The following is a 13,612-nucleotide window of genomic DNA, read 5'->3' on the forward strand; positions in this document are numbered from 1 at the left end:
TCATAAAAAACTTATGAGACTGGGTTCATGGCCTCGGCGAGTAGGGCGCCGGTCTCTTCGGCGCTGAGCATAGCACGGAAGTGCGGCCCCTGGGCCTCCTGGAAGCCGAGTTTGTGCAGCCGCTCGGCGGTCTCTCGATCTTCGACCCCTTCGGCGTTGAGGCGCAGGCGAAAGCGCGAAGCGAGGTCGGCGACGGTCCCGGTCAGTGCTTGATAGTCCGATTCGCTGCCGGCATCGCGTGCCAGTGTCGAGGTCAGCTTGATGGCGTCGGCCGGGATTCGCGGCAAGGTCAGCAGCGAGGCGAAACCGGCCCCGAAGTGGTCGATCGAGATGCTCAGTCCGCGCGCCCGCAGTTGGCTCATGCGCTGCATTACCGGCGATTCGGGGTCGCCGAGTTCACGCTCGGAGAGCTCCAGCTCCAGTTTGCCGGCGGCGAGCTTATGGGCGACCGCCTGGTTGCTCAGCAGTTCGGGTGCGAAGGTCTCTTCACGCAGGCTCGCCGCTGAGACGTCGATCGTCAGCCGCGGTACCGGCAGCCCTTGCTGTCGCCACGTCCCGGCATCGCTCAGCGCCCGGTCGATCAGCCACTCCTCCAGCGCCGTTTGGACTCCGCCTTCGGCTGCGGCAGTCCGCAAGGCGTCGTGTTCGATGCAGCCGAGTGTTGTGCTGTGCCAGCGCAGGCGTGCCTCGAGCCCGGTCAACTCACCGCTGCCGAGCTGGTAGATCGGCTCGTAGCGCAGTTCGACGGTCTCGGCGGCGAGGGCCGTGCGCAGTTCCTGGAGCAGGGTCACGCGCTCGCTATGGCCGCGCGTCAGCGCCGTATCGACGAGGCGCACTGCCTCGGCGCCGTGGCGCTGTGCGTCGGTCAGGGCGCTGCGGGCAAGGCGCAGCAGGGTCTCGGCATCCTCGCTGTGGTCGGGGTAGATCGCCACCCCCATCGGGGCGGCCAGATTGAGGGTCAGGGCACCGGCGCTGACCGGCTCGCGGATCAGCTGCTGGGCGCGCTGGGCTAGTTGCTGTCCGCGCTCGGCGGCGTCGATCCCGGGCAGCAGCAGGGCGAAGGTGGTCGTGCTCAGCTGCGCCAGTCGATCGGTGCGGCGCAGGTGGGTGCTGAGTCGGCGCATCAACGCCGACTGCACCTGTTCGATCACCTCGCCGCCAAGCCGCTCGTGCGCAGCATCGATGCCTTCGAGCTCGAAGACGATGAGCCCCATCCGTGCGTTCAACCACGCCGAGAAGCGCATCATCTGCTCGAGCAGATCGGGCAGTGAGTCGGGGTGGGTAATGCCGGTCGCCGAGGTGTGCTGCAGCGCGCCGGTGCCGATCGGTGCCGGCAGCGCTTGCTGCGCCTGTGCCTCCGGCGCCGGCTGCAGCAGTAAGACGACCAAGCTTTGATCGGCCAGCGGCACTTCGAGCACCCGGGCGCTGAAGGTCAGCGGCTCGCCGTCGCCGCGGTGGCTGATGATGCGCAGCTGCCCGCGGGCGCGTTCGGCCGGTGGGGCGATCTGCTCGCTCATTAGTGAGGAGTGATCGGCGATGCGGGCGATGGCGTGCTGCGGCAGCAGGGTCTCGGCGGGCTGGCCGCGCACCTCTTCGGCGGGGCGCTGGAAGAGCGTCTCGGCGGCGGCGTTGTAGAGGGTGATGCGGTGCTGCCCGTCGAGGCCGATGAGCGCTTCGCCGCTCTGTTCGAAGAGCACTCGTGTCAGATGGGCGCGATCGCGCATGTAGCGGACATCGAGCACGGCGTTGGCCGGTGGGTCGTCGCTCGGTGCCTCGGCAAAGTAGAGCTCAAGCAGGCGCAGCGGGTGGAGTTCGAAGACGGTCGCCAGTTCGACCACGGTGCTGAGGTTGGGCAAGCTCTGGCGGCGCCAGAACTCATAGAGTGACTGGCGCGACATCCCGGCGCGGCGGGCGACCTCGGTGAGGGTGAGGCCGTGTTCCTGGGTCTTGCGGCGGATGAAGATCTCAAGTTCGGATGTCATGGGTGAAGCGCTCCCCCGTCGCTGGTGACTGCCTTGGGCTCTGACTGCGTTGGGCTCTGACTGCCTTGTGCCTTGGACTCTGTCAGGCCCCTTTTCGCTGCGCGGGCCCATTTGTTAGGGTCGTCGGTCCGCTGACAGCTGACAGCCGTCAGCTTGATGCGCTAGGCGTAATGGCTTGATTGCCGATTATACGCGATAACTGGGATCGCGGCGGTTGTTGGCGTGCTTTCGCGCGCTGTTGCGGCCGAAATACGTCGACTAAAAGGTCTCAATGCCAAGGGTGCTGTCAAGAGAAATGGACGTTGTCAGCAGTGCCGAAATGGCTGAGTCGCTTGCCCTGCTGGCGCTGCGGCGCGGCGGTGCTCCGATTTTTGACAGGTGTGTGAATCTTCCTTTCAAGAATAAGGAGTTGGCGCGGTGCGGGAGCTGTGGTGCGAGCTTTGCGACGGGGCGGGGTGGGCGGTGCAGGACTGTCATGCGTGGCAGACAAGTCGAATAAATGTTGTCACGGCGTGGGCAACGGAGTTGTGTAACTTCACTGGTAGCATACATCCCAAAGCTGTGAGCAGGCCCGCGGCGGCCCGGTGTGAGTGCAGGGGTTCGCCGTGGTTATGCCGAGGTTTTGTTGGGCTGTGGTTGGCCTTTAGGGTGGCTTTGTAGGTTTATTTTGTAGGTTTATAGAGTGGACTTAATTAGGCGTGGAAGTTTGGGGGGTTCAGATTGGTCTCTCGGGCAGTGATGGGCAGCAGACAGGCCAACAAACAAGCGGGCAGGCAAGCCAGCGGGCGGGCAATCGAACATGCGGTCTGCAGTCGCAACAGTCGGTGATCGGCTTTTAGGCGGGCTGCGAGGCCGGGCGCGCGCGTTGCTTAGAAGGGGCGCCGGGCTGCATACGGAAAACCACAACCACTATCAATCGTTTGATCAGCACCTCATAAGGGGAATGTGCTATGAGCCGCGAAGCTAAATTTCAAGAGTTCTGGAACGACTTTTTCAACGTTGCGAGCCCGCAGCAGTTGGTGCAGTGGGCAGGGACGCAGAGCCCGGCCGGGCTGAGCGACACCGATCAGGTGTTTCTGGCCTACCATCTGCGCGGTGAGCTGACCCTGGAGCAGGCTCAGGATCACGACTACAGCGCCATGCACGAGGGTGTGCGCCGGGTCGAGTACTGGACGGGGCGCCTAGAGGACGGGCTCAGCCACGAGGATCTGCTCTGGCAGATGATTGAAGAGGCGTATGCGGCGCGTGCCAATGTTTCGGAAAACATGGGCATGAACCAGGATGAGGACATCCGTAAGCAGCAGATTGAGATCGCTGAGCAGCTGGTCTCGGCGGCCCAGTACCAGTCGGATAACAATATCCAGAGCAGCGAGGATCTCTACACGCTGGTCCAGTCGCTGGCCGATCAGTACGACACGGCGCACAGCAAGACCCGTCTGACCACGGACAGCGATACGCTCACCGGTAGCCTGTCGAACAACTACTTCGATGCGAGCCTGGCGACTGAGGGCGGTTTGGCGGCCAACACCCTGAACTCGGGCGATTCGATCAACGGCATCGCGGGTGATAACACGCTCTTTGCGCAGGTGATGCCGGAGACGGATGTTGGTGCCATCACGGGGACCGGCGACGGTCGTCCGATCCATCCGTCGACCCAGAACGTCCAGACGCTCAAGTTTGAGGCGCAAGACGGTGGTCAGCGTGATCAGGGTGTCACCATCAACGCCTCCGATCTGCTCGATGTCGAGCACATCGGCTCTTATGACAGCAACGCCAGTTTGGTGATTCAGGATCTGAATACGCGCGACAGCGACGACGGCTCGAAGCGCTATACGGATGAGATCACCTTCCGTATGGATCACACGTCGAACCAGAACACCGCCGGTGGTGCGTCGGACCTGAAGGCCTACTTCGATGAGAACTATCTCATCGAGCGTGTAGAGGGCGACCTGACCGAGATCTATTTTGAGATGATGAACACCAATGCGCACCGGGCGGGTCACGATCCGCTGGTCAGTGTGTTCGTTCGTCGGATGGAGTTCGATGTCAATGACGTGACGGTCAGCGTGCACGAGTTCTTGGACGGTGAGGTGTATGAGTCTACGGGTGAGAACATCACGACTTACCGGGAATTGGTCGATGCGCTCTACACCGAAGATGCTGATGGCACCCCCCAAGGGGCGCTTCCTGACGCGCTGGGGGCAGCGGGGCTTGAACGAGATGCAGCGATAGCCCGTATAGGGGATGAGTTTAGTTTCTTCGATGGCGATACTGGCGAGACGGTCGTCGGTGATCATCAGATTGTCATTGAGGCGACGCCGGGCAATACCGTCTCCCATCTCAATGCGGAGCTTGAGGTTGCGCAGACGCAAACCCGTGCTGAGGTCAACGGTGAGCGGATCGATAACTGGTCTCGCCACGAGCGGGTTGACTTTGACGAGGAGCCGGGCGATCAAGAGCTCAAGACTACGGTTGAGTTGCACAAGGTCGGCCGTGGTTCGGACGGTGGTAATGTGCTGATTGGTGGTAAGTCGCAGAGTGCCACCTCGCAGGGCATTCCGGTCTTTGACGTCGAGGTGCTGGGCGGTGACGACAAGCCGAGCAACATTGGTTGGCTGGGGACCACCAACAGCGACCTGGAGACGGTCAACATCCGCTCGGTTGATTACGACAACCGTGTTGATGAAGACGGTGAGACGACGTGGGCGGATCTGACGATCCGTGATGGGTTCTCGCCTGATGTTGTTGATGATGATGGAAACCCTGTTGTTGATGATGATGGAAACCCGGTGGTGGCTCCACAGGATAGTCTGGAGCGTGTGGATGCCCGGGAGTTTGAGGGCAATCTGACGTTGGGTCGTAATCTGACGACGGAGCCGGCAACGATTACGGACAACACTGATATCACTCGCAATGTGCAAAACCTGCACAACCTGTATGGCAATGGTGCGAGCAGCACGGAGTTGTTTGGCACCATCGATCAGGATGGCAGCTACACCTACCGGAACTCGACGGACGATCTTGAAGTTGATCTGAGTAACGAGGGCAACATTGACTTTAGTCTGGATACGGGCGGTGGCGATGACGTGATCAAAGTCAATCTGCTCGATGGCGAGTCGGTGAATGCGCTGGGGACAAACTTCGAGATCGCCTCCAGCTCAGGGGACAACTACGTCAACGTCCGGATGACCGATGGTGTCTCGCAGGCCACCATGGCCGAGCTGGAAAACCTGAGCATTGAGACGGGTACGGGCGATGATACGGTGATCGTGAATGGTCGCGGGACCTTCGACATCGACACCGGCGGCGGCGATGATCTGGTCATCATCCAGTCCGCAGACCGCGGCGACCTTGGTCGCAACTACAGTGATCGCTATGAGGTCGAGGGGTTTGATGCCGAGAATGGCAACGGCAGCCTGGGTGAGTGGACGATCGGTCAGACGACGGGTGCTCAGGATTGGGGCACGAGTGGTCAGTGGACCGCCGATGCCTCGGCTCGTGTGCTCTACAACGCGAAGCTGACGTTGACCTTTGCGGGTATCGAAGAGACGGTCGAGATTGACACGGACGATCAGTTTATCGCGACTCAGGTGGACATCAACAATGCCATCAAGGATGCGATCGACGACAATCACGAGCTCTCGCAGTTGCTCAATTACAGCGATGCAGAGGGTAATCAGGCGCTGACTATCGAATCGTTGGTCGGTGGTGAGAACAATCTGGCCATTGCGATCTATCAGCCGCAGCTTGTCGCGGATGCCGACAACCTGTCTGAGGATCTGAATGAAGGCCGAGATGTTCTGATTGGCGGCGGGGATGTATCCGCGCTCCGGCAAGGTCTGATTGAGACCGGGTTTAGGGACTCGGATTCGGACCACTTGGAGGATGCGGATGCGATTGCTGCACGGACCAACCACAACGACTTCTACGGTGCGGTTGACGGTGACGGCGTTGGTGATGGTGGTCTTCGTTCGACCATTCAGTACAGCCATGACAATCCCGATACGGGCGACAATGGCTACGGTGATGGCAATGACATCTTTGGCCAGAACGATTACTTCGATCTGTCCGGCGGAACCAGCCGAACCAGCCGCGATGATGTGACGGGCATCAGCGAAGCCGTTATCAATGCGGGCGGTGGTCAGAATGTCGTGGTGATGCACTCCAACCCGCTGAGCTCCAACACGCTGGTCATTGATGACAGCATGGGTGCTAACGATAAGGTGACGGTGGTCAACTGGCACACGGAGTCGCCGGAGTCGGTCGACAACGTTAACCAGATGGGCCAGCACGCCCTGGACTTCTCGCACTTCCTGACGGACGAGCACGATCCCTCATCTGACGACAACCGTGATTCGGCAGATCTGGTCGATCCGGTGACCAACGTTGTTAATAATAATGCGGAGGCGTTTAGCGACCAGTCGGTGGATGTGACCAATTCGGCTAACGCGCGGGCGAATACCGTCAATGTTATTCGTTTCGACGGTGATGAGGACGATACGTTCGAGGATCTGGACGGTTCGACCTTGGTCCGGGCGTTGAACGACGCTGATGACGATGGCGACTCGAATTACGGCAACCTGACGGGCGGTCTGCTGACGCCGGATCTGGACAACGTCAATCCGGTCGACAACACGCTCAACCACATCATCATGGTTGAGAGTGATCGCAACGAGGGTGAGTACAAGCTCTTCCACGTCACTTCGACTTGGGACGTCGATAATAATGAGACGACCAACCTGAGTGAGAATGGCAACGACCAGTTTGACACCAACGTTCAGGAGCTGGGCACGCTGGATTTCGGTGCTGCGATCAACGTGAAGCTGGCCGGTAGCGAGCTGCATAAGAACTATCTTACAGCGGTTCGTGATGCGGTGGATCAGGCGGTTGCTGCCGGGAACGATGTGAGAGCAGTTAAGGAGGTCGTGTACCAGAATAGCCGGGGGGAGGACCAGACAGTTGTTAACCCTGGTTATGGAGCGGAAATCGAGGGCTTCATGGTCGAGGCGCTTGACGTCCCGGGGTACGTCCAGCTTGACGAGGGCGCGGACGACGTGACAGTTCCTATCGAAGGGACGGTGCGGAATACCGGCGATGAAGACACCCAGGATATTAAGCTGACGGTTGGTGACAAGGAGACTATCTGGGAAGATGAAAAGATCCCTGCAGGTGATTCCTTCCAAATCCCTGACGGCACGACCTTTGATCTTGGAGAAGGGACTCACGAGGTGACGCTGTCGACGGATGACGATTCGCGGACGAAGTTCGTCGAGGTTGGGGAGGATGACGTGCAGATTGACCCAGATCGTCACGTTTACGATGTCGAGGATGGGGACGATCTGGACGCTGATGAGATTGCCGCTGATAACAACATGGATGCGGTGTCGTTCGCATTCCCGGAGCCGGCACTGCCGGGTGACAGCGTCTTTATCGAGAACTTCAACGAGGGTGATCAGCTCGATTTCGGCGCGCTTGGACTGGAAGAGTTTAGCGAGGAGAACTTTGATTTCACGACGCGCAGCGAGGCCACCAATACGGTGCGTGTGCGCGTGGGTGAAGACGTCGATAACTTTGATGAGCCCTCCTGGTTCGCCAACTTGGTAGGGGTCGATCAAGACGTGTTTGATCAATTCCAGGATTTCCAAGACGACGAGATCGGCGTCGACCAGCTCATTGAGCAGGTTGGGGTCGCGCTGGATACCGAGGATTGGCTGGCGGTTTAACCCCGGAACCCCGGTGAAGACAGAGTGGGGGGCTTCGACGCCCCCCCACTTCGGCTGCCAGAGTAGGACAGAGGGGGGTAGCAAAGATGTCGCGCGATAGGGCCAGCCACTTAATTGAGCAGCTGAACGATCAGCTTGATCTTGGTATTGGACCGGACACTGTCGACGGGGTGGCGATGGCGCATCGCATTGAGCAAGAGTGGGATCGCGATGCAGTCGTAGAAGTGATTGACTTGGTATCGTACACCAATCGCTATAGCCAGTCGTACCGAGATGCCGGTGACGATGAACGTGGAGAGATCCAGGCGGCCACCGAGGAGTTCGTTGTAGGCAATCCGGACTCAGTGACGCCCCCCCCTGATCGGCACACCGTCGATGTCGAGGATGGGGACGATCTGGACGCCGATGACATTGCCGATGAAAACGACGCTGACTGGGTGTCGTTTGCTTTCCCGGAGCCGGTGTTGCCGGGCGAAAGTGTATTCGTGCAGGACTTTGGTGAGGGTGACCAGCTCGATTTCGGCGCGCTTGGACTGGAAGGGTTTAGCGAGGAGAACTTTGATTTCACGACGCGCAGCGAGGCCACCGATACGGTGCGTGTGCGCGTGGGTGAAGACGTCGATAACTTTGATGAGCCCTCCTGGTTCGCCAACTTGGTAGGGGTCGATCAAGACGTGTTTGATCAATTCCAGGATTTCCAAGATGAGGCGATCGACGCCGGCCAGCTTATTGAGCAGGTTGGGGTCGCGCTGGATACCGAGGATTGGCTGGCGGTTTAACCCCGGAACCCCGGTGAAGACAGAGCATGGGAGGGCTTTTCCCCCCCCTCCGCTCAGACCGGCTGAACACTATACCGGCTAAACACTATTAAGAGGACCTGAAAATGTCGCGCGATAAAGCTGATGAACTGATTACGCGGTTGAACGACGAGTTTAATCTTGACATCGAAGCAGACAGCGCTGACGGTGCTGCGATGGCTGCCCGTATCCTGGACGAGTGGGATCGGGGAGCGACGCTTGACCTGGTTGACTTGATAACGTATTTCGGTCGCTATAGCCCGTCGTACCCAGACCTTGAGGAAGGCGAGCGTCAACAGGTGAGGGATGGCGTCGAGCAGTTTATCGAGGACAATCCGGATTCGGTGGGGCCTCCGGATGTTGAAGACCCGCCGATGCCGGAGGGTACGACGTTTACGTTGACTCAAAGTTCCGCCATCGTCGACGCAAACACGAACATCGGCACCAACCAGCCGGATGACGTCTTCCCGAGTGCGGATGAGAGTGATCGCTTTGAGACGACGGATACGAATCTGAGCGCCTCGAGGATCGACGGTGTCGGGGGTGGGAATACCCTGGATATCTTTGCCAGTGCCGCCGGCGCTACGGCGCGCTCGGTGGAGAACGTTGAGGAAGTGCTGATCGAGGCGCGTCAGCTTAACGCGACTTTCGATGTCGAGGACTTTGTCGGCGTTGAAGAGTGGTGGTCGAACAGCAGCCGCACGGACATCACGCTGAGCCAGCACAACGAGTACGGTGTCGTCGGTGCGCAGGGCGACCACGGCACTATGACCTATACGGTCAACTACATCGGCTCGGTGACGGACGAGCGTGATGAGCAGGCTTTCGCGCTGGATGGCGCGGGCGTTCGCGATGGCGCGGCTGGCGTCAGCTTCAACGTGAATGGCTTCGAGCATTACAGCATCGACAACGCCGGCGAGAGCACGGTTAATGATATTGGTGGTGACGAGCTCGAGCAGCTGACCATCACGGGCTCTGGCAGCCTGGTGGTGAATGGGGTCTCAAGCGACGGCGCAGGGGCTGGCGTCAATGATCTGATCACCGACCTGGATGCGACCGGGTTCACGGGTGACGATCTGGACGTAGACATCAGCAATGTTGGCGGAACCACGGTGGATACGGATGATGAGGATCTGAGTGTCCAGGCCGGTGACAGTGATGCGCGGGTCAACATTGGTGCCGTCATCGACGTCGATCCCACGACCTGGGATGGCGATAGTATTGACCTTGACGGCGGTGACGGAGACAACACCCTGATCTTCGAGGCTGGCAGTCAGGCCATCGAGGATCTGCTCGAGGCGGACGAGGTCTCGGTCAGCGGCTGGGACACCGTGATCATGCAGACAACGGGCGACATTACTGCCACTGGTGCTGGCAATCGCCTGGACATGAGTCTGCTGGAGGGCACCACGACCTTCGGCTTTGAGGAAGGCACGGGTGCCAACGATGATGATGTCTACCTCAACGCGGGGGAGCTGACGGAAGACTTCAGCCTCTGGGTTGGGCCAGGTGATGACGTTGATGACATTGAGGTTGTCGACATCCGCCCGGAGCAGACGTCGCTGGATCTCGAGCTGATGACCGAGCTCGATGGCGACAATGAGTTCGACACAGCGGCCGATATGGACAACCTCACCCTCGAGGCGGATGAGGACGACGATGATGAGGCGGCGGGTATTGAGCACCTGACGCTGACCTCGAGCGCTGATGGTGAGATCTCGGAGGACGAGGACCAGCTTGGCGTCCTGGACTTGGGCACCGGGACCGCGGATGCGAACAGTGTCGGCGATATCAGCTCGGAGGATTATGATGATGCTCAGGCGCTGCGCAGCCTGACGGTCAACGCGCAGATGAACCTCGCTACTGGCACTGTCAACGTCTACGATGGTGAGGACGCCGAGCGTGACGTCCTGGACCTGGATCTCTCCGGGGATGGTGCGATCGAGTTCGGTGAGATCGACCTCGATGACACCAATGTGAACCAGGTGGCTGTGGACAACGCTGGCAGTGGTGATCGGCTTGTCACGCTGAGTGGTGATCAGAATACCAATTTGGGCGATTTGAAGGCCGCTGGCGGTCAATCTCAGGCCCCGGGTGAGGGCGTTGAGGTCACCGGCGAGGGTACGGGAGATGTGTTGATCGCTGCTGATGTAGCGAACCTCAGCGAGCTGGAGATTGACGGCTCGCGTTATGACGGTCAGACGCTCGCGGCGGTAGACTCGAATAGTAATACAGAAGACCTTGATGCGAGCAACTTCGGTGACGGCGTCGATATTGCGCTGATCGCGGATAATGGCGCCAATAATCTCGAAGAGCTTGCCTCGGGGACGACGGTCTACGTCCTGGATAACCAAGGCGGCGAGCCGACATTCAAGAATGCCGATGGTGGCGATCTGAACATCGTCCTGGATGGCTCCGATGATCTGGGCTACGGCCTGGCCGATACCGAAGGTCTGAATTCGGGCGTTGAGCTTGAGAACGTCGATCATGCCACGATCTCGGCGGTGAACCAGGATGAGTCGGGTGAGACGGTCGATGTCTCGGGCATTAAGGCCAAGGATGATGGTGACTGGCTGCTCGACTCGCTGACCCTGGAGGCGGAGGATAGTGCCGACACCCTGAAGGTCGATGGCGAGATTCGGATTGATGCGGACGTTAAGGATCATGCATTCACCCTGAACTTTGCAGGTGCCGGTGCCATTGATCTGGAAAACAACAACTTGGATCTCGTAAGTGGTGCTGAGCAGATCCCGTACCTGACCCTCAACAGCGAGGTGGACATTGATAGCCTCGATGGGGTGACGATTGGCGCGGACGATGACGACGCTGCGGCCACGGTGACCTTTGAGGGCAGTGGGGATATCGCCACGGGCTCGAACGACACGGCGTTCGATGCTCATACCCATGATGTCGAGGATCTGACCCTGACGGCAGAGGGCAGTGGCTCGTACGAGATCGGTGGCGATGACGGGCTTGAGGTCGGTGCTGATGACCAAGATATTGATATTCACCTCGCCGGTAGTGGTGAGCTGACCCTCTCGGTTCTGGACGCTGACAACATGAACAGCGGCGTCCTGACGCTGGATACCGGCGAGGATGGTGGTGATTACACCCTGGAAGATATCAATGATCTTGATACTAACGCTGATGACGACGAGCTGGTGATCACCGGGGAGTCGGACCTGACGCTGGGTGTTTTCGACGAGGACGGTGATCCGGAGACGGGCTTTACGCTTGCGGATACGGAAGGCGTCGATGCTTCGGGTCTGGAAGGTGAGTTGACGGCCTTCTTCGATCGGACGGGTGACGCTGGGAACGAGCACGACTTTGAGTTCTCGTTCGGCTCCGGTGGGGGTAGCTTCGAGATCGACGACAGCGGCGACCTTAGTACCAATAATGCCAACATGGAAGGCACGTTCGAGTTTACGACGGACGATATTGGCGAGCTGAGCCTGGATGGGTTTGCCGCGGGGTCCGGTGTGATTGTCAACGGTGGCACTGACGGCGAGGACGTCCTGGACTTTACGGAGCATTTTGATGGGCCGGTGACCTTCGATGGTCAGGGTGGTGCCGATGATGACTTCACGATTGAGGGAGATGGAGATGCTGTGCTCAATGTGGAGTCGGTCAATGATGATGAGGATGCGCTGATCACGGCGGTGGACCCGGATGAGAGTTTTGAGGGTGAGCTGCTGCTGGTTGGTGTTGGCCTGGATGAACTTCACGAGGACAACTTCGACTTCGCCTAAGTCCGTCGCCTAGAGTGGTCGAGTCTGCTCGATCGCGCTAACCCAAGAGGCCCTCACCCCTCAAAAGGGGGTGGGGGTCTTCTTGTTTGGGGTGAACGAAGCCCAGACGTGACCCAAGACGCCCATCGGAGTGGGAAGGAATGACAGGGATGTCCGCCCCCAGGGGCGCCACAGCAGGCCTGTACGCCCCTTCGCCTGGTAGGGCTGCCCAGGTATCGAAGACGCCATGAACGCCGCCTCAACGGCCGCTATGGGCTGCTGTGGCGGCATCTGAAGGCCCCATGCAGGCCGATTCGCCTGTTACCCTGTCTCGTTTAGAGTCACCAACCTCCAAGGAGATCATCATGGCCGAAGAGCAAGAGCAACAGAGTCGCACCGTCACGATCGACGGCACGCAGTACCAACTCGACCAACTCTCCGACAATGCCCGCCAGCAGCTGGCCCACCTCTCGGCGGCGGATGCCGAGATCCGGCGTATCCAGGCGCAGCTGGCCATGGCGCGTACGGCAAGGCAGGCCTACGCGCGGGCCCTGCAGGGAGAGCTGCCCGCCTCCTGAGGCGATGGGTGATGGGGGTGGATGGGTGTTGAGGTGGACGCGGTGGCCTGTAGTGCCCAAAAAACCTTAAGAGCTCAGAGTTGGCATCATAAAAGGCATGTTAAGAGGCCGGTGTCTCTCGACTCAAGCGCTCGTATTGGATTTATAGCGCGGTTAAGTGCTCTCAGAAGGCAGTAATAAGGCCACATGAGCCGTCAGATGAGTAATACAGGACATGCTTACCCAAGGCAGTCTTGCATGCCGACTACCTTAACCACTTGTAGAACGATTGTTGCTGGCTGTTAAGCGGCTCTTACCCAGTAGTAGCTATGGTGAAGGCCACCGAGCCAGGCTTTTTTGCGCATATGCAGCTCTTCGATAGGCGGTGGTTCGTCGTTAGCTGCAGGCGCAGCTGTTAAATGCCGTGGAGGATTAGGCGCTCTGCCGTTTAGGCTTAAGTGAGGACGGGCTTGATTGTAGTAGTCACGATACTCAAATAAGAGCCGATTTACGTGCTTCTCGCTAAGCGGGACGATGTAATCTAGCAGCTCTTCTTGTAGGGTGCGGATGAATCTCTCAGCATGCGGGTTTTGCCAGGGGCAGCGGTATGCGGTACGTATCACCTCTACGCCCATGTTTTAAGAGATGGGGGACAGGCACTTGCTTGTCCCCTTTTTTGTATTTGCTCTAAGTTTTTCCTGTTTCGCATAATGGGTCTTATGTTAAAGGGCGGGGATTGCGATCGCTCAAGGATTTGGGGGCTCAGGAGGTCGGTTTGGCGGTCTTTCGGCGTCGAAGCGGCCAGGAGCAGGAAGCGCTGGGCAC

The 13,612-nt window shown here is 59.2% G+C and carries 6 protein-coding genes; 4 read left to right on the forward strand and 2 right to left on the reverse strand.

The features are described 5' to 3' along the window. Positions 1–11 precede the first annotated feature (11 nt). Positions 12–1,982 (reverse strand): EAL domain-containing protein, encoded by a 1,971-nt coding sequence (locus tag CKO15_RS07165; protein ID WP_200194000.1) that lies wholly within the window; start codon positions 1,980–1,982, stop codon positions 12–14. 950 nt (positions 1,983–2,932) lie between these two features. Between CKO15_RS07165 and CKO15_RS07170 the strand changes: the two genes are divergently transcribed. From CKO15_RS07170 to CKO15_RS07185, 4 genes are all read left to right on the forward strand, one after another. Further along, positions 2,933–7,705: a hypothetical protein gene (locus CKO15_RS07170; protein ID WP_200194002.1), complete on the forward strand. Its 4,773-nt coding sequence runs from the start codon at positions 2,933–2,935 to the stop codon at positions 7,703–7,705. An 86-nt stretch (positions 7,706–7,791) separates the two neighbouring features. Then, a complete protein-coding gene (locus tag CKO15_RS07175; protein WP_200194004.1) occupies positions 7,792–8,484 on the forward strand; it encodes a hypothetical protein in 693 nt (230 codons plus the stop codon). 104 nt (positions 8,485–8,588) lie between these two features. Continuing rightward, entirely contained in the window at positions 8,589–12,251 is a 3,663-nt protein-coding gene (locus CKO15_RS07180) for an autotransporter outer membrane beta-barrel domain-containing protein (RefSeq protein ID WP_200194006.1), read from the forward strand. 344 nt (positions 12,252–12,595) lie between these two features. Next, the gene (locus CKO15_RS07185) at positions 12,596–12,808 is read left to right on the forward strand and encodes a DUF6447 family protein (protein ID WP_200194008.1); all 213 of its coding nucleotides are present in this window, start codon (positions 12,596–12,598) and stop codon (positions 12,806–12,808) included. A 281-nt stretch (positions 12,809–13,089) separates the two neighbouring features. Here the strand turns inward: CKO15_RS07185 and CKO15_RS14680 are convergent, their stop codons facing one another. Then, a complete protein-coding gene (locus CKO15_RS14680) occupies positions 13,090–13,422 on the reverse strand; it encodes an integrase core domain-containing protein (protein ID WP_420842125.1) in 333 nt (110 codons plus the stop codon). Positions 13,423–13,612 lie beyond the last annotated feature (190 nt).

This window comes from Halorhodospira abdelmalekii (assembly GCF_016583625.1).
Classification (GTDB): Bacteria; Pseudomonadota; Gammaproteobacteria; order Nitrococcales; family Halorhodospiraceae; genus Halorhodospira; species Halorhodospira abdelmalekii.